Source organism: Streptomyces sp. NPDC031497 (assembly GCF_055580905.1).
Genome location: NZ_JBVIKO010000003.1, coordinates 48,358 through 72,141 on the forward strand (window position 1 = coordinate 48,358; position 23,784 = coordinate 72,141).

Here is a 23,784-nt window from a genome sequence, read left to right on the forward strand (position 1 = left end):
TCGCCGCTTGGCCCTCCCGGCGTGCATGCGAGACGCGACTGCGCCCCTGCGCCGACGGCATCTTCGCAGCGCACCCGGCGGGGCAGCGCCGGGCGGGGCCACCGCTCCTTCGGGCCGCTCGCTCGCTTCTTCCCCGTGCTGGAACGGACCGGGTCAAGGGGCGGCCGCAGGCCGATCGCCGTCAGGCGACGCGGAGTGGAGCGCAGCGGAACGCAGCGCCCTTGACGCGGGCCGTGGAGGCACGACAATCACAGGAAGCGAGCGGCCTCACAGCGACCTCTCGGCCGAGGCACGCTGTGCCTCCCTCGACCACGGTGGGTTCCGCGGCGTCGTCCGCGGCGACAGGGGGCCGGTCGACGACGGTCCGGCTGAAGAGGTGACGAACGCGCGGGTCCGCCACCTCGGCCAGTGCGTCCGGTCGGAGTGTCAGGAATGCACCGGCTCCGTAGCCTCCGGGACGTGCGAGGCGACCACCCGCTCGCGGACCGCCGACGGGACATCCCGCCGCCGGTCCACCGCGAACGCCACGCTCGCCACGCCCAGGCCCAGGACCGCGAGCGCCGCGCCCGCCAACGCCGGGGACGTCGCGCCGAAACCCGCCGCCAGGGCGACGCCGCCGATCCAGGCGCCGCCCGCGTTCGCGAGGTTGAAGGCGGCCTGGTTGGCGGAGGAGGCGAGGGAGGGGCCCGCCGCCGCGCGTTCCATGACCATCAGCTGGAGCGGGGAGCCGGTGATGAAGGCGGCCACGCCCAGCAGCGTCACCGCCAGGGCCGCGCTCCACTGCGCGTGCATCAGGACGGGGAAGAGCAGCAGCACCGCGACCATGGAGGCCAGGCCGCCGAAGAGCGTGCCGCGCATCGCGTGGTCGGCGAGGCGCCCGCCGATCAGGTTGCCGGCGGTGGCGCCGACGCCGAAGAGCGCCAGCAGCAGGGTCACGTCGGAGTCGGCGTACCCGGCGGAGTCCGTCAGCATGGGCGTGATGTAGCTGTACGCGGAGAAGAGCGCGCCGAAGCCGACGACCGTCGTGGCGAGGGCCAGCCAGACCGGCAGGGAGCGCAGGGCTGTCAGTTCGCCGCGCAGGCCGGAGACCGGGGCCGGGGCGTCGGCGCCTCGGATCAGCAGCGCGACCGCGGCCATCGCGGCGACGCCGATCAGGCTCACGCCCAGGAAGGTGGCCCGCCAGCCCAGGTGCTGGCCCATGAGGGTGGCGACGGGGACGCCCGCGATGTTGGCGACCGTCAGGCCCATGAACATCAGGGAGACCGAGCGGGCCTTGCGCTCCGGTGCCACCAGGTTGGTGGCGACCACCGCGCCGACGCCGAAGAACGCGCCGTGCGGCAGGCCGCTGAGGAAGCGGGCGGCGAGCAGCCAGTCGTAGGTGGGGGCCAGGGCCGACAGCGCGTTGCCCGCCACGAACAGGGCCATCAGGGAGATGAGGACCGTGCGGCGGGGCATGCGCGCGGTCAGCGCGGCGAGGAGCGGGGCGCCTATGACGACGCCGAGCGCGTACGCCGAGACCAGGTGTCCGGCGGTGGGGATCGATATGTTCAGGTCGTCGGCGACGTCGGGCAGCAGGCCCATCATCACGAACTCGGTGGTGCCGAGACCAAAAGCGCCGACGGCCAGGGCGAGCAGGGCCAGGGGCATGAGAGGGCTTTGCCTTTCGGGGAGCGGGGTTCCGTGCGAACCTCTTTAAGTTCAGCTACGGAACAAAGCATCCCAGGCCCAGTATTCCGGCAGGTTACAGTGCGGTGTCCGATTGTCCTTACAAAGACGACCGCACCAGCCTGACCAGGGGCTTCTACTAATCCGATGTGGTCAGGTTCACACGGGCCGCGATCGGGAGGTGGTCGCTGCCGGTCCTCGGCAGGGCCCAGGAGCTCTCCGGTTCCACGCCCTTGACCATGATCTGGTCGATACGGGCCATCGGGAACGCGGCCGGCCAGCTGAACCCGAACCCGCTGCCCGCGGCGCCCTGCGTGGAGCGCATCTGCGAGGTCACGCCGTTGAGGGAACGGTCGTTCATCGTGCCGTTGAGGTCGCCCAGGAGGATCACCCGCGGCAGGCTCTCGTCGGCGATGGCCTCGCCCAGCGCGTCCGCGCTCGTGTCCCGCTGCCGGGCGGTGAACCCGGCGTTCATCTTGACCCGCACCGAGGGGAGATGGGCGACGTAGACCGCGAGGGCCCCCTCCGGCGTGGCGACCGTGGCACGCATCGCGCGCGTCCAGCCGAGCTTGATGTCGACGGCCTTCACGCCGGTCAGCCGGTACTTGCTCCACAGCCCCACGGTGCCCTCCACCGCGTGGTATTTGTACGTCGACGCCAGCGCCTTCTCGTACGCCGGTACGGCCGAGGCCTTCAGCTCCTCCAGGGCCACCACGTCGGCGCCGGACGCGGCGAGTCGCTCGGCGGTGCCGGTCGGGTCGGGGTTCTCGGCGTTCACGTTGTGCGTGGCGACCGTGAAGTCGCCGCCGGTACCGGACTTGTCGGTGAGCAGCCCGCCGAACAGGTTCAGCCAGACGATCGCCGGGAGCAGGACGGCGATGAGCGCGGTCGCCGACTTGCGCAGGAAGCCGAGCAGCACCAGCACCGGGATCAGCAGACCCAGCCAGGGCAGGAACGTCTCTGTGAGGCTGCCGAGGTTGCCGATGGCGTTGGGGATGCGGGAGTGCATCAGCATCACGCCGGCGAGCAGCAGGGCGATGACGGCGAGGACGATGCCCCGGCGCCAGATGCGTGGATCGTCGCGCCAGCCGGCCAGCAGGCGGTTCACCAGGCGCCGGAACCGGTCTCCCCGACGCTCGGGTCCCGAGCCGCCGTTGTCCGTCTCCGTCATGTACGCCTGCTGCGCCATACCGCCTGCCTCACAACCTGCCGTGCACACCGTCGTCCCCCGGGATACGACCCTAGGGGATGATCGGCTCCGATCCCGCCGTCACATGACGGCCGTACGGAAGACGAGGACGAACACACCGGCCGAAGGGGTTCCGGTTACCGCCGGGTCAGGGTGGACTGTGACGAAACGAGGACATTCCGCCGACGGCGACGACAGCCCCTTACGGCTGCGGCTGAGGCTGAGGCTGCGGCTGCGGCTGCGGCTGCGACTCCCGGTCCGGGGCCGGGTCGGGCGAACTGACGGGCCGTAGGCCGGCCAGCACCGAGTCGACGATCTGTTCGGCCAGGCCCTCGGGGAGCTCCGCGTCGGGGCGCAGGATGGCCCTGAGCAGCATCGGGCCGGTGAACATGTCGTTGGCCAGGTCGACGTCGATGTCGGCGCGGAGTTCGCCGTTGCGCTGGCCGCGGCGCAGCACTTCCTTGCCGAGTTCGCGCCGCGGGTTGACGACGTTGACGTGATAGGCGTTCCAGATGCGCGGGCTGCTCTTCATCTGGGCGTAGACGTTGTGCAGGATCGCCGACGAACGGTTCATCAGACCGCGTCGGCGCAGCGATTCGAGCAGGACGACGAGGTCGTCGCGCATGGAGGTGCCGGGGAGTTCGGGGTCGGGGGGCTCGGCGGCGCGCATGACGTCGACGAAGAGCTCCTCCTTGCCGTTCCACCGGCGGTAGATGGTGGCCTTGCCGACGCCGGCGGTCCGGGCGATCCGCTCGATGGACAGCTCGGCGAGCGGAACACCGTCCTCCAGGAGCTTCATGACCCCTTCCAGGATGGCGCTCTCCACCGCCTCACTGCGGGGCCGGCCCCGGGCGGGAACCACGGACCGCGGCCGACTGTCGGCAAGCCTCACGTCATACCGTCCTCTCACTGGCTGCGGGAATTCTCCCGCAGCCCAAGCCTCCCCCCGTGAATCCGCGCTTTATCGTGCGTCCGCTCACTCCGCGGCGGCGACCAACTCCTGTTCCCGCTCGCCCTGCTGACCGGCCGGGGGCTTGCCCGGCAGGAAGAGGGCCGTGACCACGGCGCCGAGCAACGCTACTCCCACACCGCACAGGGCAGTCATGTGCATGGCGTGCAGGAAGGCGTCGTTGGCGGGCGTGACCAGGGCCTTGCCCTGCGCCCCGAGCTTCTGGGCGACACCCAGCGTGGCCTCGATGGACTCGCCGGCGGTCCCGCGCAGCCCGGGCGGCAGTGCGCCGAGCTTGCCCTCGATGCTGTTGCGGTACGACGTCGACAGCACCGAGCCGAGGACGGCGATACCGAGGGCGCCGCCGACCTGGCGGAAGGTGTTGCTGAGCGCGGAGGCGGAACCGGCCTTCTCCCGGGGCAGCGCCTGCATGATGACGACCGACGTCGGCGTCATGATGTGCGCCATGCCGGTGCCCATCAGGAAGAAGACGACCTCGAGGAGCCAGATCGGGGTGTCGGCTTCGAAGGTGGCGAACATGCCCAGCATCGCCGCGATCAGTACCAGGCCTCCGGTGGTGGTGGCCCTGTTGCCGATCCGCTCCACGACCAGCCGGGCCCGCGGCGCGAAGATCAGCTGGGCGACGGCCAGCGGGAGCAGCAGCAGACCGGACTGCAGCGGCGAGTAGCCGCGCACGCTCTGGGTGTAGAAGACGGAGAAGAAGGTCACGCCCATCAGCGCGAAGAAGACCAGCGCGATGGCGGCCATGGCGGCCGAGAAGACCTTGTTCTTGAAGTAGGTGACGTCCAGGGACGGATGGTCGCTGCGCATCTCGAAGATCACGAAGCCGGCGAGGACCACGACGCCTGCGGCGATGGTGGCGAGCACCTTGGCATCGGTGAAGTCGGCCAGCTCGCCGCCCTTGATGATGCCGTAGACCAGCAGGACCAGACCGACGACGGAGAGCACCACGCCGACGGGGTCGAGGCGGCCCGGACGCGGGTCGCGCGAGTCGGGCACCAGCCACACCATCAGCGCGAGCGCGACGATCACGATCGGTACGTTCACGAGGAAGACCGAGCCCCACCAGAAGTGGTCGAGCAGCACACCGCCGGTGATCGGGCCGATCGCGATGGCGAGGCCGACGCCGCCGGCCCAGATGCCGATGGCCTTGGGCTGTTCCTGGCGTTCGAAGACGTTCATCAGGACGGCGAGGGTGGCGGGCATCACGAAGGCGGCGCCGAGGGCCATCAGGGCGCGGTAGGTGATCAGCTCGCCCGGGGAGCCGGACTCGGCGGCCAGGGCGGAGCCGATGCCGAACACGACGAGGCCGCCGATCAGCACCTTCTTGCGGCCGAGCCGGTCGCCGATGAGGCCGGCGGTGAACAGCAGGCCCGCGAAGACCAGGGTGTAGGCGTTGATCGCCCACTCCAGCTGGCTCTGGGTGGCGCCGAGGCCGGTCGGGGCCGGGGTGGAGATGGTCTTGACGGCGACGTTCAGGATCGAGTTGTCGAGCACCACGATCAGCAGGCTCAACATGAGCACGCCGAGGATCGCCCAGCGGCGCCGGTGCACCTCCTCGGGTATGCGCGGACCGGTTGGAGCGTGGTCGGCAGGAGTTGTCATGACGACGAGCCTAGGCCCATTTCAATACGGCCCCGTCTCGTATCTGAATTCCTTTACCTAGGCCTTACGCAAGGCGGGTGACCGACGGATCACACGGCGGTCCTCTGGCCGAGGACGGCACGAAGTGCCACCATGGATGCGATCCGGGGACACCGTCAGGGTGCCTCGAGATGATTTGAAGGAGCCGTTGCCATGACGCAGCTCTCGGCTGCCCAGCCTGTGCAGAACAGCCCCTCCGACGGCAGCAGGACGCTGTACGGGGGGAAGGGCACGCGCCGCATCACGGTCCGCGACATCGCCCTCGCCAAGGAGCGCGGCGAGAAGTGGCCCATGCTCACCGCGTACGACGCGATGACCGCCTCCGTCTTCGACGAGTCCGGGATCCCGGTGCTCCTGGTCGGCGACTCGGCGGGCAACTGCCACCTCGGGTACGAGTCGACGGTGCCCGTCACCCTGGACGAGATGACGATGCTGTCGGCGGCCGTGGTCCGCGGCACCCAGCGCGCCCTCATCGTCGGCGACCTGCCCTTCGGCTCCTACCAGGAGGGCCCGGTGCAGGCGCTGCGCTCGGCGACCCGGCTGGTGAAGGAGGCCGGTGTCGGCGCGGTCAAGCTGGAGGGCGGCGAGCGCTCGCACGACCAGATCCGGCTGCTCGTCGAGTCCGGCATCCCGGTGATGGCGCACATCGGCCTGACCCCGCAGTCCGTCAACGCCATGGGCTACCGCGTGCAGGGCCGCGGCGAGGAGGCGGCCCAGCAGCTGCTGCGCGACGCCAAGTCGGTCCAGGACGCGGGCGCGTTCGCGGTCGTACTCGAACTGGTCCCGGCGGAGCTGGCGGCCGAGGTGACCCGGGTACTGCACATCCCGACGGTGGGCATCGGCGCCGGTCCCGAGACCGACGCACAGGTCCTGGTCTGGACGGACATGCTGGGCCTGACCTCGGGCCGGGTCCCGAAGTTCGTGAAGAAGTACGCGGACCTGCGCGCGGTCATGGGCGACGCGGCCCGCGCCTACGCCGAGGACGTCGTCGGCGGAACGTTCCCGCTGGAGGAGCACTCCGTCCACTAGAGCCACTGCGGAAACACCACGGCCGGCCCGCCGATCTTCCCCCGTCGGCGGGCCGGCCGGCCTTTGCGCCTGAACCGGCACGCGCTCTCGCGGAGGTGGTTGCTCGCCGTCGTGGTTGCTCCATCGATGGTTGCGGCGGCCGGGGAGGGTTCGTGGTTGCGGTCGGGCGTCGTCAGCAGGGGGACGGGGTTGTTTCCCGGTGCCAGCGGATCTCGCCGTCGTGCAATAGGTCGGTGGGGGTGAGGCCGGCGGCCCTGGCGACCGCGGCGGACGCGCTGTGGTCGGGGTGAATGTGGGCGATGACGGTGTGTACGGGCTGCCGGGTGAGCCAGGCGACCAGGGCGCGGGCCGCCTCGGTGGCGATGCCGCGGCCCTGCCACGGGGTCCCCACCACCCACGCGATCTCGGCGACCGGGCCGGCGACCGTCGCCTGCACCGTGCCCGTCAGACACGACTCGGCACGGAGCCGGATCACCCAGTTCAGCCAGGAGACGGCCGGGTCGGGGGAGCCCGCGGTGAGGCGCCGGTAGCGCGAGCGCAGGGCCTCGGGGGTGTCCGGGGTGCCGCCGGTGAAGGTGTGCAGGGCAGGGTCGGACAGCACCGCGGCCATCTCCCCGGCGTGCCCGACGCTCAGCGGCTGCAGCTCCAGGCGGTCGGTGCCGATGCTCCGCGCGGCGAGGGCGGTCATGGCGTGCACGGTACGCCACCCCGTGTCGGCGGCTCGTAGGCGGATTGTCGGCAGGACGTACGCCGGTGTCGGCGGCCTGTCGGCGGTTTGTCGGTGGGGCCTGGCACGGTTCTTCCCATGACGCGAATCGACAACACTGCCGTGACCGTACGGGGGCTGGTGAAGCACTACGGCGACACCAAGGCTCTCGACGGGGTTGATCTGGACGTCCGCGAGGGCACCGTGATGGGTGTCCTCGGGCCGAACGGGGCCGGCAAGACGACCATCGTCCGGATTCTGTCCACCCTGCTGAAGCCCGACGCCGGGCAGGCGACCGTCGCCGGCTACGACGTCCTGCGCCAGCCCCGCCAGCTGCGCCGGGTGATCGGACTGACGGGGCAGTACGCCTCGGTCGACGAGAAGCTGCCGGGCTGGGAGAACCTCTACATGATCGGGCGGCTGCTCGACCTGTCCCGCAAGGACGCCCGGGCCCGCGCCGACCAGCTGCTGGAGCGGTTCTCGCTGACCGACGCCGCCAAGCGCCCGGCAGGCACCTACTCCGGCGGCATGCGCCGTCGGCTGGACCTCGCCGCCTCGATGATCGGGCACCCCCAGGTGCTGTTCCTGGACGAGCCGACCACCGGTCTCGACCCGCGCACCCGCAACGAGGTGTGGGAGGAGGTCAAGGCGATGGTCGGCGAGGGCGTGACCGTGCTGCTGACCACCCAGTACATGGAGGAGGCCGAGCAGCTCGCCTCCGAGCTGACCGTCGTGGACCGCGGGAAGGTCATCGCCGGCGGCAAGGTGGAGGAGCTGAAGGCCAAGGTCGGCGGACGGACGCTGCGGGTGAAGCCGGTCGACCCGCTGCAGGTGCGGCCGCTCGCCGCCATGATCGACGAGCTGGGGATCACCGGGCTCGCCAACACGACCGTGGACGCCGAGCGGGGCACCCTGCTGGTGCCGATCCTCAGCGACGAGCAGCTGACCGCCGTGGTCGGCGCCGTCACCGCCCGCGGTATCACCATCAGCTCCATCGTCACCGAACTGCCCAGCCTGGACGAGGTCTTCCTGTCCCTCACCGGCCACCGCGCCAGTGCCCCGCAGGACCCCACGCCCGCCGACGACCGCGAGGAGGTCACCGTATGAGCGCCGTCACCACCACCCCGGCCGTCACCACCGCCCCGGCCGCCGCCGACGCCCGGATCCCGCTGCGCGGGCATCTGCGGCACACCGGAGCCCTGATCCGCCGCAATCTGCTGTGGATCCGGCAGGACCCGGAGTCCATGTTCGACGCCCTGCTGATGCCGGTCATCTTCACGCTGCTGTTCGTGTACGTCTTCGGCGGCTCGATCGGGCAGGCCCTCGGCGGCGGCCAGGACGGTTACGTCCAGTACGTCATCCCGGGCATGATCGCGATGATGAGCATGACGCTCTCGCAGGGCGTCGGCACCGGGTTCAGCCAGGACTTCAACTCGGGTGTGATGGACCGGTTCCGGTCGCTGCCGATCGGGCGCGGCTCGGTGCTGTTCGCGAAGATCTCCGTCGAGCTGGTGCGGATGCTGTTCGCGACCGCCGTGCTGATGGTCGTCGCCGTGCTGGTCGGGTTCCACATCACCCACTGGGGCGGGCTGTTCGCCGCCGTGGGCCTGTCCGCGGTGTTCGCCTCCTCGATCATGTGGGTGTTCCTCACCCTGGGCGTGACCCTGAAGAACGCCCAGTCCGTGCAGGCCATGGGGTTCCTGGTGCTGTTCCCGCTGCAGTTCGGCTCGTCGATCTTCGCGCCGACGCAGTCGATGCCGGGCTGGCTGCAGGCCTTCACCGACTACAACCCGCTGTCCACGCTCGCCGACGCGGCGCGCGGACTGATGGTCGGCGGCCCGGTCGCCCACGACCTGTGGATCACGCTCGCCTGGTCGGTGGGGATCACGGCGGTGGCGGCACCGTACGCGATCTACAAGTTCCGCACCAAGAGCTGACGTTCGGCGACCCGGTCCCGGGTCAGAGCAGGGCGGTGGCCTCCGCGAGGGAGAGGCCACCGCCCTCGGCGTATGCGGCCTCGTAGGCGGTGTCGTCACCGAGTGCGGCGCGGACCCGGGTCTCGGCGCGGGCGTACAGCCTGCGTTCCATGCCGGAGGGGATGTGGCCGGGCGGCTGCAGGGCACTGGCGGCGCCCAGGCAGCGGGCGGCGTCCTGGGCGCGGGCGCCGTCGTCCAGGCCGGCCAGGGCGAAGGCGGCGACGGTCAGGCTGGAGGAGCCGGAGTGCGGGGTGACGGCCTGGGACAGCGGGTCGTCGGAGTGGGATATCGCCTCGCGCAGCTTGGCCAGGGCGTCCGCGTGGAGGCCGTCGAGGGCGTCCACCCAGGCCTCCTGGATGAGGATCATGGCGTCGAAGACGACGAAGTGCGAGATCTTGAACTGGGCGCGCAGCAGCCGGAGTTGCTCGCGGGCCTCGGCGATCCGGTCGGTCAGCAGCAGCCACACGGTGAGGAAGAGCCGGGCGGCCGGCATCGCCTCGTTGTGGCTGCTGTCGTGGTCGGCGATGACCTCGCGCAGCAGCCGTTCACCGCGCTCGATCTCGCCCAGTTCGAGCAGCGCCATGCCGAGGCGGGCGTTGAGCACGGCGACCTGGGTGCGGGCGCCGAGCCGTTCGGCGCACTCGATGGCGGCCTCGTAGTCGGTGGCGGCCTCCCGGTACTCCCCCATGCGTTCCCGGGACTCGGCGCGCGCGGAGAACGCCTCGGCGGTGCCCCAGTCGTCCCCGAGGCGCCGGAAGATCTCCAGGGCCTCGTCGGCGTCGCGGGTGGCGGCACCGGCCGAGGTGGCGAAGTTGGCGAACACGTTGGCGCGCAGCTGGAGGGCGCCCGCGAGTTCCCACTCGTAGCCGGGCGTACGGCGGCTGGTCTCGACGCCGGCGTCGACGATGGTGCGCAGCTGCTCCAGGCCACCGATCAGCATCACCGCGAAGAACCAGAACATGCCGGGGGCCCGGCAGGTCTGCGGCTGGCCGGGCTCGTAGGCCTGGACGACGGCGCGCATCTTGGCCTGCGCGGCCGGGGTCTGCCAGACCTCCAACTCGGTGTCCATGCAGGCCAGATGGGCCAGATGGATGCCGCGCCGGGCCTCGACGAGGACCTCTCCGGTGTACGGCGGCGGGGTGTCGTGCACGCGCTGCCACACCGGTTCGGCACGGCGGACCGGCTCGGCGAAGGGGTCCGGTCCGAGGGTCATGATGTCGGCGCACCAGGTGCGGGTCTCGACCCGCTTGTCACGCAACTGCCAGTACCAGACCAGGGAGTGGGCCAGGCACAGCGCCTCCTGCTCGTCCTTGGCGGCGACGGCGTGGCGGATGGCGGTGCGCAGGTTCTCGTACTCCAGCTCCAGCCGGGCCACGGCGGCACGCTGGCCGGAGCCGCGCAGCAACGGGTCGGTGGTGCGGGCGAGTTCGCGGTAGTACGTCAGATGGGCGCGCGCGGCGTCGGCGCGGGCGCCGCTCTCGTCCAGGCGGGCGCCGGCGTACTCGGCGACGGTCTCCAGGAGCCGGTAGCGCATCCCCTGCCCGTCCGAAGGGGCGGCGACGACCAGGGACTTGTCGACCAGGGAGGCGAGGGCGTCGAGGGCGGCGGGGCCGCAGACCGCCTCGGCGGCGGCCAGGTCGCAGCCGCCCGCGAAGACGGAGAGCCGGCCGAGGACGTCCCGTTCGGCCGCGTCGAGCAGGTCCCAGGACCAGTCGACGACCGCGCGCAGGGTCTGCTGGCGGGGCAGCACGGTACGGCTGCCGGAGGTGAGCAGGCGGAAGCGGTCGTCGAGCCGGTCGGCTATCTGGCGGGGCGTGAGCATCCGCAGCCGGGCGGCGGCCAGTTCGATGGCGAGGGGCAGTCCGTCCAGGCGGCGGCAGATCTCGGCGCAGGCCGCCGCGGTCTCCTCGTCGGCGTCGACCGTGAAGCCGGGCCGGGCCGCGGCGCCCCGGTCGGCGAACAGCCGCAGCGCCACCGGCTCGGGCAGTGGCTCCACCGGACGCAGCAACTCCCCCGGGACGCCCAGGGGTTCGCGGCTGGTGGCGAGGATCGTCAGGTCCGGGCAGCGCTCCAGCAGCTGTGCCGCCAGGTCGGCCGCCGCGTCGACGACGTGCTCGCAGTTGTCGAGGACGATCAGCATCCGGCGCCGGGAACAGTGGTCGACGAGCCGCTCGACCGGGTCGTCGTGCCGGTCGGCGGCGGCCCGCATGCCCTCGGCGCCGGCGCCGTAGAGCACGGTCTCGCGGGCGCCGAGCGCGCTGAGCACGGCCTCGGGGACGTCGGCCGGGTCGTCGACGGGGGCCAGCTCGGCCAGCCACACCCCGTCCCGGGCGGCGTTCCGCACGGTCTCGGCGGCCTCCTGGGACAGCCGGGTCTTGCCGGCCCCGCCGGGCCCGAGCAGGGTGACCAGGCGGGCGCCGGCCAGGTCGCCCCGGATGACCTCCAGGTCGGCCTCGCGTCCGACGAAGGAGGTGAGCCGGGCGCGCAGGTTGCCGGGCCGGGACGGCTCCTCGGGCTCCGCCGCCGGTTCGAGCAACTCGGCGTGCAGGGCGCGCAGTTCGGGCCCGGGGTCGGAGCCCAGGCGGTCGGCGAGCAGGTGTCGTACGCCGTCGTAGGCGGCCAGCGCCTCGGCGGTGCGGCCGCAGCTGTGCAGGGCGCGCAGCCGCAGCGTCTGGAGGCGCTCGTCCAGGGGGTGGGCGTCGCACAGGGCGGTCAGCTCGGGCAGGGCCTGTTCGGCGTGGCCGAGGGCGAGGGCGGCGGTGTGGCGGGCGCGCAGCGCGTCCAGGCGGCGGACGTCGACGCGGGCCGCCTCGGCGGTGCGGTCGGGCAGGTCGGCCAGGGCCGGCCCGTGCCACAGGGCGAGGGCGTCGTCGAGGACGGTCGCCGCCTTGGCGGGGTCGCCGTCGGCGAGTGCGCGCAGGGCTTCGCCGGTGAGCCGCTCGAAGCGGTGCAGGTCGACGTCGTCGGGGGCGGCCGCGAGCCGGTAACCGCCGTCGGGGGACTCGATCGCGTCCGCGCCGAGCGCCCGGCGCAGCCGGCCGACCAGGGCCTGGAGGGCGCCGCCGGCGTCCGCGGGCGGTTCGTCGCCCCACACCTCGTCGACGAGCAGCCCGGCGGGCACCGCGCGGCCGGGGCGCAGCGCCAGCACGGTCAGCAGGGCCCGCAGCCGTGCCCCGCCCACGGGGACGGCCGTGCCGTCGGGGCGGAGGGCCTGGGTGGTGCCAAGAATCCGGTAGCGCACGGGGTCCATTGTCGCTGGCCGCGTCGGGAGCGGTCACGGGGTTCGGGCGGCGGGGTGTCGGGAGCCGCCGCGGAGGTCAGGGGCGCAGGACGTGCGTGGTGTCCGGAGCGGCCAGCGTGACGAGGGCGCCGCAGGTACGGCGGACCCGCCTCAGGCCGTCCACCGTGCCGAGGTCCACTTCCCCGAACCACTTCGGGCAGGCTTCGACGGACGTCGTCGTGACGGTCCCGGGCACCGGTTCCAGGCCGCGTCCGGTGCCCTGCACCACCACCCCCTTCCCCGGCGGCGCCGGCACCGGGTCGGGCCGGTGGAAGCGGTACTCCTCCCGGATCAGGTCGACGGCGTGGACCCGGCCGGTGGTGGGGTGGTCGGGCCCGCCGTGGTTCTCCACCCAGGCCTCGGCGCCGTACCCGACATCCTCCCGGCGGGCCTCGGCCCGGTAGGCGACGAGTTTCCAGGCCACCTCGTCGCCGACCGCGAACGGGGTGCCGCAGCACTCCATCTGCCAGTCCTCGTAGAACACCTTCAGCAGCATGGCTCCAGCTTCCAGGAACCGAATGCCGGTCGCGATCCGTTTTCCCTTGTGCCGAGAGGTATTTCCCCAGCACTCGAGGCGTTTTCCCGCCGCGCCAGGTACGGTCGGACCCGCGCCGACCGCCCCAGTCCCCAGGAGCCCCGCCCATGACCGCCACCATCACCCGCCACAGCGACCGGCGGATCAGTCCCGTCTTCATCGGGATCCTGGCCGTCACCGCGGTCACCGGGTGGGCAACCTGGTCCGGGTTCGCCGAGCAGCCCGGGGTCGCCGTCTTCCTGTTCGTGACGGCGGCCTGGATCGTGTCGCTCTGCCTGCACGAGTACGCGCACGCGCGCACCGCCCTCCACAGTGGTGACACCTCGGTCCGCGCGAAGGGCTATCTGAGCCTTAATCCTCTCGCCTATACCCATGCCCTGCTGAGTATCGTGCTCCCGGTGCTGTTCGTGATCATGGGCGGGATCGGTCTGCCCGGCGGTGCGGTCTTCATCGAGCGCAGCCGGATCCGCGGCCGGTGGCGGCACAGCCTCATCTCGGCGGCAGGACCGCTGACGAACGTGGTCTTCGCCGCCGTCTGCACCGCGCCGTTCTGGCTGCACTCCCTGGACGGCGTGCCGCGCGACTTCCGTTACGCCCTCGCCTTCCTCGCCCTGCTCCAGGTCACGGCCGCGATCCTGAACTTCCTGCCGGTGCCGGGCCTGGACGGCTACGGCGTGATCGAGCCCTGGCTGTCCTACAACATCAAGCGCCAGGTGGAGCCGTTCGCCCCCTTCGGCCTGCTCTTCGTCTTCGCGCTGCTGTGGGTGCCGTCGGTCAACAGTGCGTTCTTCGACGTGATCGACGCGCTGCTGCGGGGGCTGGGCGTCGACGCCGTCGACCAGTACTGCGGCCAGGAGCTGTACCGCTTCTGGCAGGGGACGAACGAGTACTGCTCGATGGCCCGGTGAGCAGAGGGCTCTGACGGCCCTCACGCCGAGAGTGGGAACTCCTCGCCCAGCGCCCGGAACACCGCCATGTTGAGGGCGAACGCCCGCTTGCACTCGGCCACGACGCGCTGCTTCTCCAGGTCGTCGAGGTGCACCGCGTCGAGGAGTTCGCGATAACCGCGCTTGAAGGCGGCCGGGTTGGCGATGCCCTCGAAGACGTAGAAGCGGACCCCGTCGCCCTTCTTCTCGAGGCCCCAGGTCCGCTCCGCCCGGTCCCGGATGATCTGGCCGCCGGAGAGGTCGCCGAGGTAACGGGTGTAGTGGTGGGCGATGTAACCGGCGGGCCACCGCTCGGCGCACTCTCGCACCCGTGCCGCGTACTCCTCCGTCGCCGGCAGCGCCGTGAGCCGCGTCCGCCACCCGGCCCCGCGCAGATGCGCCAGGTCTCGCTCCAGCGCCGTCAGCCGGAACAGCTCGGGCCGGACGAACGGCCCGGCCACCGGGTCCGACGCCAGCCGGTCGACCGCGCCCTCCAGCGCGTCGTACACGAACCACAGTTGCTCGGTGTAGCGGGTGTACGCCCGCACGCCGAGCCGGCCGCCCAGCAGATCGCTCATGAACGTCGAGGTCCCCACCTCCACGTGCTGCTCGTTGGACGCGCTGCGGATGAGTGTCGAGAAGGAGTCCATGGGCAACATCCTCTGAGGTAAGGCTTACCTAAGTCAATGCCCTTACCGGCACCCTGTCGGGAACGTTACCGACATGCTGTCGGTAAAAGCGTACCCGAAAAAGGCCCGCCCTCCGAGGGGAGGACGGGCCCGGCGGGGCTCGGGCGGGGCTACGGCAGGGTGAGGATCTCCGCGCCGGTGTCGGTCACCACCAGGGTGTGCTCGAACTGGGCGGTCCGCCTGCGGTCCTTGGTGACGACCGTCCAGCCGTCGTCCCACATGTCGTACTCGTGCGTCCCGAGCGTCAGCATCGGCTCGATCGTGAAGGTCATCCCGGGCTGCATCACGGTCGTCGCCTGCGGGCTGTCGTAGTGCGGGATGATCAGCCCGGAGTGGAACGACGAGTTGATGCCGTGGCCGGTGAAGTCCCGCACCACGCCGTACCCGAAGCGCTTGGCGTACGACTCGATGACCCGGCCGATGATGTTGATCTGGCGGCCGGGCCTGACCGCCTTGATCGCCCGGTCGAGGGACTCCCGGGTCCGCTCGACCAGCAGCCGGCTCTCCTCGTCGACATCCCCGACCAGGTAGGTCGCGTTGTTGTCGCCGTGCACCCCGCCGATGTACGCCGTCACGTCCAGGTTGACGATGTCACCGTCCTGGAGGACCGTCGAGTCCGGAATGCCGTGGCAGATGACCTCGTTGAGGCTGGTGCACAGGGACTTGGGGAAGCCGCGGTAGCCGAGCGTGGACGGGTAGGCCCCGTGGTCGCACATGTACGTGTGCGCGACCTTGTCCAGCTCGTCCGTGGTCACCCCCGGCGCGATGATCTTCGCGGCCTCCGCCATCGCCTGCGCGGCGATACGGCCGGCGATCCGCATCGCCTCGATGGTCTCCGGGGTCTGCACCTCGGGCCCGGTGTACGGGGTCGGCGCGGGTTTGCCGACGTACTCGGGGCGGCGGATGTTTCCGGGTACCGAACGGGTGGGAGAGAGCTCCCCTGGTACGAGCAGCGACTGGCCAGACATGCCAGCGAGTCTAACCAGCGGGCATGCGGGAACATGTGGAAGGCGAAAGGAGCCGGTCATGGCCCTGTTCAAGAAGCGGACCGTCGGCAAGCCGGGCGAGTGGTACTACTGCCTGGAGCACAAGAAGGTCGAGGAGGGCCCCGAGTGCCCTGCCAAGGACCGGTTCGGCCCCTACGCCACCCGGCAGGAGGCCGAGCACGCGATGGAGATCGCCCGGGAGCGCAACCTCCAGTGGGAGAACGATCCCAAGTGGCACGACGCGCCGGCGGGTGAGTCCTCGGACGAGGGCTGATCAGAGCCGGGTCGGTGCGGCCGTGCGCTGCGCGCGCAGCCGTACGGCGTGCTCGTTGGTCCGCGCGTCGTACGCCATCAGGGCGGGCAGGCACAGGGCCAGCAGGCCGACCGTGCCCGCGCACAGCAGGCCGCCCACGCCGACGGACGCGCGGACGCCCAGCCATCCGGCCATGCCGCCGGCCCGTACCTGGCCGAGGGTCGGGCCCACGGAGTACGACAGCAGCTCGATCCCGGCGAGCCGGCCGCGCAGCTCGTCGGGGATCGTCTGGTTCCACATGGCGCCCCGAAAGATCCCGCTGACCATGTCGCAGCCGCCGGCGACGGCCAGCAGGAGCAGGACCAGCCACACGTCGCGCACGGCGCCGGCGGCGGCGATCGCCAGGCCCCACAGCGCGGCCGACAGCACCACCATCCGCCCGTGCCGGCGCACCCGCCCGGTCCAGCCGCTGACCAGGCTCACGAGGAGGGAACCGGCCGGGATGGCCGCGTACATCAGTCCGAGCGACCACTTCGCGTCCAACTCGTCCGCCAGGAACGGCAGGACGGCGAGCGGCATCGCCAGGAACATCGCCGCGAGGTCCACGGCGTAGGTGCCGAGGAGTTCCTTGCGGGACCAGGCGTAGCGGGCGCCCTCCGCGATGGAGCGGAGGGAGGGCTTCACGGCCTCGTGGGCGGCGGGGGACGCGGCGATCGGCAGGATCAGTACGACCGAGACGGCGAACGTGACGAGGTCGGCGCCGTACGCCCAGCCGAGGCCCGCGTACGCCACGACCAGGCCGGCGACGGCGGGCCCCGCGACGCCGCCGACCGTCCAGCGGAACGAGTTGAGGGCCGCCGCGGCCGGGAGGTCGTCGTGGGCGACGATCCTCGGCCAGAGCGAGTCGAGGGCGGGGCGCTGCACCGAGCCCAGTGCGGAGGAGAGCGCGGCGACGGCGTACAGCGGCCAGACGGCCGGGTGCGGCAGCAGGGCGTTGAGCAGCAGGGCCGCGCTGAGCAGGCCCTGACCTACCTCGGTCCACAGGATGAGCAGACGCTTGTCGAGGGCGTCGGCGAGGGCGCCGCCGTAGAGGCCGAAGAGGATGAGCGGGAGCAGCTCCACCGCGCCGACGGCTCCTACGGCGGCCGCGCTCCCGGTGAGGTCCTTGATCTGCACCGGGAGTGCGACGAACGTCAGGAAGGTCCCGAAGTTGCTGATCAGGCCGGAGGCCCACAGCCGACGGAAGTCGACGGAGGCCCGCCAGGGGGTGAGGTCGGGAAGCACAGTCACGCCGAGCCATGCTGACCGCCCACCGCCACCCCTCTCAACCACTTTTCCGCCCACCCACCCACCCGACTCGGTCGGCAGAGGGGCTGGGCGAAGAAGAGAGGGAGGCTGCTCGGGCGGCGGGGCGGTCGGTGTCTGTGGCTCTCGTCGGTGCTGCCGTAGGCAGGTGATCGACCGAGTCGGGTGGGTGCGCGACTACCAAGGTGTCGGGGGCGGTGCCGTTACCGTTTCGGCCAGCCTTGAGAGGCGGTCGCGGAAGCGGCGGCGGGCTCTCGGGGACGGGCCGTTCTCCCCCGTCGCCGCGCTGACCAGGTGCTGGACCGTGTCCAGGTCCAGTTCCGCGCCCTCCGGCACCGTGAGCGTCTCGTGGGCCATCGCCGTCAGCGCGTCGTCGGCCGTGGTGGACAGCGCCAGCACCGTCAGCCCGGCCCGGCGGGCGCTGTGGACGTGGTCAAGGAGCGGTTCCGAGGAGTCGCCCGGTGCCACCACCAGCAGCGTCTCGCCCCGGCGAGCCGCCTCGACACGGCCGAGACCGGCCGCGAGATGCGCCGGGTCCGTGGGGCGGGCCCCGTGCCGTACCAGCGTCGGCGCCAGTTCCGGCGTACCGGACCACGCGGCCTCGTCCACCAGGTGCGCGGCGAGATGCCACGGCTCGTACTCCGGGGTGCCGAGCAGCAGCAGTCCGCCGCCGTGCGTCACCACCGAGCCCCGCAGCGCGCCCGCGAATCGGCGCGTCGCCCCCAACCACTCGGTCCCGGCGAGCACTTCGCGCAGCAACGCGACCCGTACGGCGTCCATGCCCCCGCATACTGCCGCAATCGGTCACTCGTGACGCGGAGTTCACCCCGAATTCGCCCGACCCGGGGAGAAGGCGGCCCATGAGCGACGTAGAAGCAAGCATTCCCTTTCGCGCGGGCACCGAGGGCTACGCCAGTTTCCGGATCCCGGCCGTGGTGGTCTCCCGGGCGGGCACCGTGCTCGCCTTCTGCGAGGGGCGGGTCAACTCCGGCGCCGACCACGGGCACATCGACGTGGTGCTGAAGAGGTCCGGCGACGGCGGGCGTACCTGGGGGGCGCTCCAGGTCGCCGCCAGCAACGGCGGCGACCTCGCCGGCAACCCCGCCCCCGTCGTCCTGGACACCGGCCGGATCCTGCTCGTGCACGTCCGCAGCGCCGCCTCCGCCACCGAGGACGCCATTCTGCGCGGGCAGGTGTCGGACGCCGACGGACGACGGGTGTGGGTGCAGCACAGCGACGACGACGGGGTGACGTGGTCCGCTCCGAAGGAGATCACCAAGACGGTGAAGAAGGCCGGGTGGCGGTGGTACGCCACAACCCCCGGGCACGCCATCCAACTGCGCACCGGGCGGGTCGTGGTGGCCGCGAACCACACCGTGGCGCCCACCGGGACCGACAACGGCACCGAGGGCAAGTACAACAGCGGCCACTGCCTGCTCAGCGACGACCGGGGCGAGACCTGGTACCTCGGCTATGTCGACGAGAACCCCAACGGCTACATCAACGTCAACGAGACCACCGCCGCCGAACTCCCCGACGGGCGTGTCTACTTCAACACCCGCAACGACTCGCCGTCCCCGGGCAACCGGGCCGACGCGCACTCGAAGGACGACGGGAAGACGCTGGTGAAGCCGTTCCGGCCGCAGGCCGGGCTCACCGCGCCGGTCTGTGAGGCCTCCGTGCTCCAGCTGCGGGATCCCGATCTGCTGCTCTACTCGGGCCCCGCCGACCCCGCCACCCGTGCGCTGATGACGATCCGTGCGTCAGGCGACGGCGGTACCACCTGGCGCCCCGTCCACCCGCTCGACGGCCTGCCCGCCGCGTACTCCGACCTGACCCGGATCGACAAGGACACCGTCGGACTGCTGTACGAGACCGGGGACTTCGGCGCGTACGAGACGATCACCTTCCGCCGGGTGCCCGTGAACCGGCTCACCTGACCGGGTGCGGCCGTCGCCACGGACGTAGAGTCGGCGCATGACCTCTTCCGACACTTCCGACAGTGCACAGCAGGCGGCGGCCGAGAAGGCCCCCGCCAAGGATCCCTGGGACCTGCCCGACGTATCCGGCCTGGTCGTGGGTGTACTCGGCGGCACCGGCCCGCAGGGCAAGGGCCTCGCCTACCGGCTGGCCCGGGCCGGCCAGAAGGTGATCATCGGCTCCCGGGCCGCCGAGCGCGCGCAGGCCGCCGCCGACGAACTCGGGCACGGTGTCGAGGGCGCCGACAACGCCGAGTGCGCGCGCCGCAGTGACCTCGTGATCGTCGCCGTACCGTGGGACGGGCACGGCAAGACGCTGGAGTCGCTGCGCGCGGAACTGGCGGGGAAGCTGGTCGTGGACTGCGTCAACCCGCTCGGCTTCGACAAGAAGGGCGCTTACGCGCTCAAGCCGGACGAGGGCAGCGCGGCGGAGCAGGCCGCGGCGCTGCTGCCGGACTCCCGGGTCGCGGCGGCCTTCCATCATCTGTCGGCGGTGCTGCTCCAGGACCCGGAGGTCGAGGAGATCGACACCGATGTGATGGTGCTGGGCGAGGCGCGCGCGGACGTGGAGATCGTGCAGGCGCTGGCCGGTCGGATCCCGGGGATGCGGGGCATCTTCGCGGGGCGGCTGCGCAACGCCCACCAGGTGGAGTCCCTGGTCGCGAACCTGATCTCGGTCAACCGCCGCTACAAGGCACACGCCGGTCTCCGCGTCACGGACGTCTGAGCGGATCCTCCGAGCCGATCGTCCGAGCCGGTCGTCTGAGCCGACCCTCTGAACGGACTCACTGAGCAGACTCACTGAGCAGACTCACTGAGCGGACTCTCTGAGCGGATGGGGGACACTGGTGGACGGCCACCGGTGTCCCCGGCCGATCCGACCGACCCGAAAGCGATTCCCCTTATGCCCCGCCTCGCCCTCTACTCCCTGGCCGTCTGCGTCCTCGCGGTCGTCGCCGCCGTCGTCTCCTTCGTCCAGGGCAGCTGGCTGATCGGTGTTGTCTGGGTGCTGCTGACGGGGCTGTCGTCGAACATGACCTGGTACTACGTGCGGCGCGGCCGGCAGGACACGTCCGTCACCAGCTGATCCCGGGCTGCCTCTCCTCGCCCTCCAGGAGGACCCGCCCGCCGATCTCCACCCAGCCGTACGGCTGCGGTGCCGTGAGGATCTGCGAGCCCCTGCCCTGGGTGATGTTCAGGGCGCGGCCCAGCCGGTCGGTGAGCAGCAGTGCCGCCGCCCCGGTCGCCTCGTCCTCGTCGATGCCGTCGCCGCGCCCGGGAAAGGCGCGGGCCCGGACCCGCCCGGCCGACTCGTCCTCCCACGCCCAGGCGTAGATCCACTCCCCTGGCTCCGGCACCGGCAGGGCGTCCACCTCGGCGGCCGTGGCGTACTGGCGCAGGGTGCGCGGCGGGGCCCACTCGGGGCGCGCCTCGATCCAGCTGAACTCCCCGTCCAGCCGGGCGCCGACCACACCGGCCGGTGTGACCAGTTCGGGCACGTCCAGCAGCCAGGCCGTACCGACGCAGGGGTGGCCGGCGAAGGGCAGCCGCAGGGTGGGGGTGTAGATGTCGACGACCCCGCGCTCGGGGTCGTCGACGAACACGGTCTCGCTGAACCCGAGCTTCGCCGCCAGCGCCTGCCGGTCCTCCCGCGCGGGCAGCACCGAGCCGTCGCGGACGACCCCCAGTTCGTTGCCGTAGCCGCCGTTCGCCGCGCAGAAGACACGCAGCACGTCGTATTCAGTCACTCCGGCATTCAAGCACTGCGGCGGGGAGGGCCGAGCCGGTGGAGGCGAGGCCGCCGCCGGTGCCGCCCGTGCCGCCGGTGGTCGAGCCGGTGACGCCGCCGCGCGCCGTGCCGGAGGCGTCCGAGGCGGTGGCGGTCGCGGTGCCGGTGGAGTCGCCGTCCCCGGAGGGGAGTTGGGCGTCGTCGGTGAGGGCGACGGAGAGGTCGACCGGGTCGAGTTCGGTGCCCGCGGCCCGCATGTTCGAGGAGCGGCTGCTGTCGGAGGTGTACGGCCACCCGGTCGAGGTGTTCCCGCATCCGCGGACCGGCGCGGTCGTCGTAGGCCCGACACGTCTCCCTTGACCTTCCCTTGACCATTTCTTGGTGGCGGTTTTGGGACGCCGATATCAAGCCGTGTCTGTGATCTTTCCGTGTCTGGTCAATCCCGACCCGGGCGGGTATCAGTGAGGTAAGCCTCATGTAAGTTAGGCCAGCCTCACCACACCTCCCCCGCTTGGAGCCTGCATGCGTGCCGTCCGACTCACCGTCACAGCCGCCGCCACCGCGGCCGCTCTGACCGCCCTCTCGGCCTGCACGGCGAAGAGCGACGCCAAGGGGAGTGACGCGATCCAGGTCACCGCCGCCGACGCCAAGTGCGAGACGTCGACCAAGTCCGTGCCGGCCGGTCACGTCACGCTCGCCATCGAGAACAAGGGCTCCAAGGCCACCGAGGTCGAGATCCTCTTCCCGGACGACCGGATCGTCTCGGAGAAGGAGAACATCGGCCCGGGGACCAAGTACACGCTCACCGCCGAGGTGAAGCAGGGGTCGTACGAGATCGCCTGCCGGCCCGGGATGAAGGGGCACGGGGTCCGGCAGAAGCTGACCGTCACCGGCTCCGGCACGGTCGCCAAGCGCAACCCGGCGCTCGACAAGGCCGTCGCCGACTACCGCGAGTACGCGCAGGAACAGGCCGACGCGACGATCCCGAAGGTGGAGACGTTCGCCAACGCCATCAAGGCGGGGAACATGGAGGCCGCCAAGAACGCCTACGCCCCCTCCCGGGTCGGCTGGGAGACCACCGAGCCGATCGCCGAGTCCTTCGGGGACATCGACCCCAAAACGGACACCCGCGCCGACGGCCTGGAGAAGGGCCAGAAGTGGACCGGCTGGCACGCGCTGGAGAAGGCGCTGTGGCAGGACAAGAAGATCGGCGCCGAGCAGAAGGCCCTCGCCGACGAGTTGCTCACCGACCTGAAGGACTGGCAGAAGCGAGTCGGCAAGGCGGAGATCACCCCGACCTCCATGGCCAACGGCGCCAAGGAACTCCTCGACGAGGTCGCCACCGGCAAGATCACCGGTGAGGAGGACCTCTACTCGCACACCGACCTGAGCGACTTCAAGGCCAACGTCGACGGCGCGCAGAAGGCGTACGAGCTGCTCAAGCCGGTCGCCCAGAAGAACGACGCGGCCCTGACCACCGAGCTGGACAAGCAGTTCACCGCGCTGAACACGCTGCTCGACAAGTACCGCACGACCGCCACCTCGGACGGCTTCGTGTCGTACGACAAGGTCACCAAGGACCAGCGCAAGGAGCTGTCCGACGCCGTCAACGCCCTCGCGGAGCCGCTGTCCAAGCTCGCCGCGACCGTCGCCAAGTAAGGGGCAGGACATGGCCGAGAAAGCCAATCCGTCGCGGCGCGCGCTCATCGGCTGGGGCGGGGCCGGGCTCGCGCTCGGCGCCGCCGTGGCCGGGGGCGCGGTGGCGATGGCCGAGGCGGGCGACGACCTGGACCCGACTGCCGCCGACGCCGGTGGCGCGGTGGAGTTCCACGGGGCGCACCAGGCCGGTATCGCCACCGCCGTCCAGGACCGGCTGCACTTCGCCGCGTTCGACGTGAAGACCGACGACCGGGCCGAGTTCGTCCAGCTGCTGAAGGACTGGACGGCCGCGGCCCGGCGGCTGACCGCCGGGAAGGCGGTCGGTGACGGCGCCTACGGCGGGCTCGCCGAGGCGCCCCCGGACGACACCGGCGAGGCGCTCGGGCTGAAGCCGAACCGGCTGACGCTGACGATCGGCTTCGGGCCGTCGTTCTTCGAGAAGTTCGGGCTGGCGGGCAGCCGCCCGGACGCCCTGGTCGATCTGCCGCAGTTCCCGGGCGACAACTTCGACTCCGCCCGCACCGGCGGCGACCTGTGCGTCCAGGCCTGCGCCGACGACCCCCAGGTCGCCGTGCACGCCATCCGCAACCTCGCCCGGATCGGCTTCGGCAAGGTCGCCATCCGCTGGTCCCAGCTCGGCTTCGGCAAGACGTCCTCGACCACGCCGGACGCCCAGACCCCGCGCAACCTCATGGGGTTCAAGGACGGCACCCGCAACATCGCGGGCACCGAGACCGACCGGCTGAAGAAGTTCGTGTGGGTGGGCGACGGCGACGGTCCCGCGTGGATGAGCGGCGGATCGTATCTCGTCGCCCGGCGCATCCGGATGAACATCGAGACCTGGGACCGGACCTCGCTCCAGGAGCAGGAGGACGTCTTCGGGCGGGACAAGGGCGAGGGCGCCCCGGTCGGCAAGGCCAAGGAGCACGACGCGCCGTTCCTGAAGGCGATGAAGCCGGACGCCCATGTGCGGCTCGCACACCCCGACTCCAACGACGGGATCACCATCCTGCGCCGGGGCTATTCGTTCACCGACGGCACGGACGGGCTCGGCCGGCTCGACGCGGGCCTGTTCTTCCTGGCCTACCAGCGTGACGTGCGCAAGGGGTTCATCCCGTTGCAGCGCAGGCTGTCGGCGTCCGACGCACTCAACGAGTACATCCAGCACGTGGGTTCGGCGGTCTTCGCGGTCCCGCCCGGCGTCCGGGACAAGGACGACTGGTGGGGCCGGACGCTGTTCTCCGAGTCCGCCAAGGGGGCGTGA

23 protein-coding genes are annotated in these 23,784 nt (G+C 71.5%); 10 read left to right on the forward strand and 13 right to left on the reverse strand.

Annotation, left to right across the window (positions count from 1 at the left end; genetic code table 11):
- Positions 1-426: 426 nt before the first annotated feature.
- From ACZ5K7_RS06245 to ACZ5K7_RS06260, 4 genes are all read right to left on the reverse strand, one after another.
- Positions 427-1,647, reverse strand: a complete 1,221-nt coding sequence (locus ACZ5K7_RS06245) for an MFS transporter (RefSeq protein ID WP_468911074.1) — start codon at positions 1,645-1,647, stop codon at positions 427-429.
- Between the two features lie 157 nt (positions 1,648-1,804).
- Positions 1,805-2,854 carry an endonuclease/exonuclease/phosphatase family protein gene (locus tag ACZ5K7_RS06250; protein ID WP_351692669.1) on the reverse strand — a complete coding sequence of 350 codons (1,050 nt, stop codon included), beginning with the start codon at positions 2,852-2,854 and terminating at the stop codon, positions 1,805-1,807.
- Between the two features lie 202 nt (positions 2,855-3,056).
- On the reverse strand, positions 3,057-3,746 hold the full coding sequence (locus tag ACZ5K7_RS06255) for a TetR/AcrR family transcriptional regulator (protein WP_468911079.1): 690 nt from the start codon (positions 3,744-3,746) through the stop codon (positions 3,057-3,059).
- A gap of 84 nt (positions 3,747-3,830) precedes the next feature.
- Positions 3,831-5,429: an MFS transporter gene (locus ACZ5K7_RS06260; RefSeq protein WP_351692663.1), complete on the reverse strand. Its 1,599-nt coding sequence runs from the start codon at positions 5,427-5,429 to the stop codon at positions 3,831-3,833.
- Positions 5,430-5,621: 192 nt separating this feature from the next.
- On the opposite strand from ACZ5K7_RS06260, the gene panB reads away from it, so the two are divergent.
- Complete coding sequence (panB, locus tag ACZ5K7_RS06265; RefSeq protein WP_384486914.1) at positions 5,622-6,497, forward strand: 3-methyl-2-oxobutanoate hydroxymethyltransferase; 876 nt, start codon at positions 5,622-5,624, stop codon at positions 6,495-6,497.
- A 172-nt stretch (positions 6,498-6,669) separates the two neighbouring features.
- On the opposite strand, the gene ACZ5K7_RS06270 is transcribed toward panB, so the two are convergent.
- A complete protein-coding gene (locus ACZ5K7_RS06270; protein WP_468911084.1) occupies positions 6,670-7,185 on the reverse strand; it encodes a GNAT family N-acetyltransferase in 516 nt (171 codons plus the stop codon).
- Between the two features lie 117 nt (positions 7,186-7,302).
- Between ACZ5K7_RS06270 and ACZ5K7_RS06275 the strand changes: the two genes are divergently transcribed.
- Together ACZ5K7_RS06275 and ACZ5K7_RS06280 are read left to right on the forward strand one after the other, a co-directional pair.
- The gene (locus ACZ5K7_RS06275) at positions 7,303-8,310 is read left to right on the forward strand and encodes an ATP-binding cassette domain-containing protein (RefSeq protein WP_468911087.1); all 1,008 of its coding nucleotides are present in this window, start codon (positions 7,303-7,305) and stop codon (positions 8,308-8,310) included.
- Complete coding sequence (locus ACZ5K7_RS06280) at positions 8,307-9,140, forward strand: ABC transporter permease (RefSeq protein WP_351692651.1); 834 nt, start codon at positions 8,307-8,309, stop codon at positions 9,138-9,140. Before ACZ5K7_RS06275 ends, ACZ5K7_RS06280 begins: the two co-directional genes overlap by 4 nt.
- Before the next feature lie 22 nt (positions 9,141-9,162).
- Here the strand turns inward: ACZ5K7_RS06280 and ACZ5K7_RS06285 are convergent, their stop codons facing one another.
- On the reverse strand, positions 9,163-12,429 hold the full coding sequence (locus tag ACZ5K7_RS06285) for a BTAD domain-containing putative transcriptional regulator (protein ID WP_468911092.1): 3,267 nt from the start codon (positions 12,427-12,429) through the stop codon (positions 9,163-9,165).
- A gap of 67 nt (positions 12,430-12,496) precedes the next feature.
- Positions 12,497-12,955: a DUF6578 domain-containing protein gene (locus ACZ5K7_RS06290; RefSeq protein ID WP_468911095.1), complete on the reverse strand. Its 459-nt coding sequence runs from the start codon at positions 12,953-12,955 to the stop codon at positions 12,497-12,499.
- 146 nt (positions 12,956-13,101) lie between these two features.
- Between ACZ5K7_RS06290 and ACZ5K7_RS06295 the strand changes: the two genes are divergently transcribed.
- Positions 13,102-13,902, forward strand: a complete 801-nt coding sequence (locus tag ACZ5K7_RS06295) for a site-2 protease family protein (protein WP_450971755.1) — start codon at positions 13,102-13,104, stop codon at positions 13,900-13,902.
- A 20-nt stretch (positions 13,903-13,922) separates the two neighbouring features.
- Here ACZ5K7_RS06295 and ACZ5K7_RS06300 read toward each other — a convergent pair whose 3' ends face one another.
- The gene (locus tag ACZ5K7_RS06300; protein ID WP_468911098.1) at positions 13,923-14,570 is read right to left on the reverse strand and encodes a biliverdin-producing heme oxygenase; all 648 of its coding nucleotides are present in this window, start codon (positions 14,568-14,570) and stop codon (positions 13,923-13,925) included.
- 149 nt (positions 14,571-14,719) lie between these two features.
- The gene (map, locus tag ACZ5K7_RS06305; protein WP_351692636.1) at positions 14,720-15,577 is read right to left on the reverse strand and encodes a type I methionyl aminopeptidase; all 858 of its coding nucleotides are present in this window, start codon (positions 15,575-15,577) and stop codon (positions 14,720-14,722) included.
- Positions 15,578-15,635: 58 nt separating this feature from the next.
- On the opposite strand from map, the gene ACZ5K7_RS06310 reads away from it, so the two are divergent.
- Positions 15,636-15,869, forward strand: coding sequence for a hypothetical protein (locus tag ACZ5K7_RS06310; RefSeq protein WP_351692634.1), 234 nt, complete (start codon positions 15,636-15,638; stop codon positions 15,867-15,869).
- Here the strand turns inward: ACZ5K7_RS06310 and ACZ5K7_RS06315 are convergent, their stop codons facing one another.
- Both ACZ5K7_RS06315 and ACZ5K7_RS06320 read right to left on the reverse strand, forming a co-directional pair.
- On the reverse strand, positions 15,870-17,138 hold the full coding sequence (locus ACZ5K7_RS06315; protein WP_468911103.1) for an MFS transporter: 1,269 nt from the start codon (positions 17,136-17,138) through the stop codon (positions 15,870-15,872). It abuts the gene before it with no gap.
- Positions 17,139-17,330: 192 nt separating this feature from the next.
- The gene (locus ACZ5K7_RS06320; RefSeq protein WP_468911105.1) at positions 17,331-17,933 is read right to left on the reverse strand and encodes a hypothetical protein; all 603 of its coding nucleotides are present in this window, start codon (positions 17,931-17,933) and stop codon (positions 17,331-17,333) included.
- Positions 17,934-18,013: 80 nt separating this feature from the next.
- Here ACZ5K7_RS06320 and ACZ5K7_RS06325 point away from each other — a divergent pair, with 80 nt between their 5' ends.
- The 3 genes from ACZ5K7_RS06325 (at position 18,014) to ACZ5K7_RS06335 (ending at position 20,219) form a co-directional block, all read left to right on the forward strand.
- Positions 18,014-19,093, forward strand: a complete 1,080-nt coding sequence (locus ACZ5K7_RS06325) for a sialidase family protein (RefSeq protein ID WP_468911108.1) — start codon at positions 18,014-18,016, stop codon at positions 19,091-19,093.
- Positions 19,094-19,130: 37 nt separating this feature from the next.
- On the forward strand, positions 19,131-19,859 hold the full coding sequence (gene npdG, locus ACZ5K7_RS06330) for an NADPH-dependent F420 reductase (protein ID WP_351692621.1): 729 nt from the start codon (positions 19,131-19,133) through the stop codon (positions 19,857-19,859).
- A gap of 177 nt (positions 19,860-20,036) precedes the next feature.
- Positions 20,037-20,219, forward strand: a complete 183-nt coding sequence (locus ACZ5K7_RS06335; RefSeq protein ID WP_450971757.1) for a hypothetical protein — start codon at positions 20,037-20,039, stop codon at positions 20,217-20,219.
- Here ACZ5K7_RS06335 and ACZ5K7_RS06340 read toward each other — a convergent pair.
- Together ACZ5K7_RS06340 and ACZ5K7_RS06345 are read right to left on the reverse strand one after the other, a co-directional pair.
- Positions 20,209-20,880 (reverse strand): PhzF family phenazine biosynthesis protein, encoded by a 672-nt coding sequence (locus ACZ5K7_RS06340; protein ID WP_351692615.1) that lies wholly within the window; start codon positions 20,878-20,880, stop codon positions 20,209-20,211. The two genes, ACZ5K7_RS06335 and ACZ5K7_RS06340, sit on opposite strands and share 11 nt — an antisense overlap.
- Complete coding sequence (locus tag ACZ5K7_RS06345; RefSeq protein ID WP_468911113.1) at positions 20,873-21,118, reverse strand: hypothetical protein; 246 nt, start codon at positions 21,116-21,118, stop codon at positions 20,873-20,875. Before ACZ5K7_RS06345 ends, ACZ5K7_RS06340 begins: the two co-directional genes overlap by 8 nt.
- Before the next feature lie 265 nt (positions 21,119-21,383).
- Here ACZ5K7_RS06345 and efeO point away from each other — a divergent pair, with 265 nt between their 5' ends.
- Positions 21,384-22,520, forward strand: coding sequence for an iron uptake system protein EfeO (gene efeO, locus ACZ5K7_RS06350; protein ID WP_468911115.1), 1,137 nt, complete (start codon positions 21,384-21,386; stop codon positions 22,518-22,520).
- A 10-nt stretch (positions 22,521-22,530) separates the two neighbouring features.
- On the forward strand, positions 22,531-23,784 hold the full coding sequence (gene efeB, locus ACZ5K7_RS06355) for an iron uptake transporter deferrochelatase/peroxidase subunit (RefSeq protein WP_468911118.1): 1,254 nt from the start codon (positions 22,531-22,533) through the stop codon (positions 23,782-23,784).

Coding starts and splice junctions, on each gene's coding strand:
- ACZ5K7_RS06245 (WP_468911074.1), bottom strand. CDS start 1,647: ATGCCCCTGGCCCTGCTCGCCCTGGCCGTCGGCGCTTTTGGTCTCGGC.
- ACZ5K7_RS06250 (WP_351692669.1), bottom strand. CDS start 2,854: ATGGCGCAGCAGGCGTACATGACGGAGACGGACAACGGCGGCTCGGGA.
- ACZ5K7_RS06260 (WP_351692663.1), bottom strand. CDS start 5,429: ATGACAACTCCTGCCGACCACGCTCCAACCGGTCCGCGCATACCCGAG.
- panB (WP_384486914.1), top strand. CDS start 5,622: ATGACGCAGCTCTCGGCTGCCCAGCCTGTGCAGAACAGCCCCTCCGAC.
- ACZ5K7_RS06270 (WP_468911084.1), bottom strand. CDS start 7,185: ATGACCGCCCTCGCCGCGCGGAGCATCGGCACCGACCGCCTGGAGCTG.
- ACZ5K7_RS06275 (WP_468911087.1), top strand. CDS start 7,303: ATGACGCGAATCGACAACACTGCCGTGACCGTACGGGGGCTGGTGAAG.
- ACZ5K7_RS06280 (WP_351692651.1), top strand. CDS start 8,307: ATGAGCGCCGTCACCACCACCCCGGCCGTCACCACCGCCCCGGCCGCC.
- ACZ5K7_RS06285 (WP_468911092.1), bottom strand. CDS start 12,429: ATGGACCCCGTGCGCTACCGGATTCTTGGCACCACCCAGGCCCTCCGC.
- ACZ5K7_RS06290 (WP_468911095.1), bottom strand. CDS start 12,955: ATGCTGCTGAAGGTGTTCTACGAGGACTGGCAGATGGAGTGCTGCGGC.
- ACZ5K7_RS06295 (WP_450971755.1), top strand. CDS start 13,102: ATGACCGCCACCATCACCCGCCACAGCGACCGGCGGATCAGTCCCGTC.
- ACZ5K7_RS06300 (WP_468911098.1), bottom strand. CDS start 14,570: ATGGACTCCTTCTCGACACTCATCCGCAGCGCGTCCAACGAGCAGCAC.
- map (WP_351692636.1), bottom strand. CDS start 15,577: ATGTCTGGCCAGTCGCTGCTCGTACCAGGGGAGCTCTCTCCCACCCGT.
- ACZ5K7_RS06310 (WP_351692634.1), top strand. CDS start 15,636: ATGGCCCTGTTCAAGAAGCGGACCGTCGGCAAGCCGGGCGAGTGGTAC.
- ACZ5K7_RS06320 (WP_468911105.1), bottom strand. CDS start 17,933: ATGGACGCCGTACGGGTCGCGTTGCTGCGCGAAGTGCTCGCCGGGACC.
- ACZ5K7_RS06325 (WP_468911108.1), top strand. CDS start 18,014: ATGAGCGACGTAGAAGCAAGCATTCCCTTTCGCGCGGGCACCGAGGGC.
- npdG (WP_351692621.1), top strand. CDS start 19,131: ATGACCTCTTCCGACACTTCCGACAGTGCACAGCAGGCGGCGGCCGAG.
- ACZ5K7_RS06335 (WP_450971757.1), top strand. CDS start 20,037: ATGCCCCGCCTCGCCCTCTACTCCCTGGCCGTCTGCGTCCTCGCGGTC.
- ACZ5K7_RS06345 (WP_468911113.1), bottom strand. CDS start 21,118: ATGCGGGCCGCGGGCACCGAACTCGACCCGGTCGACCTCTCCGTCGCC.
- efeO (WP_468911115.1), top strand. CDS start 21,384: ATGCGTGCCGTCCGACTCACCGTCACAGCCGCCGCCACCGCGGCCGCT.
- efeB (WP_468911118.1), top strand. CDS start 22,531: ATGGCCGAGAAAGCCAATCCGTCGCGGCGCGCGCTCATCGGCTGGGGC.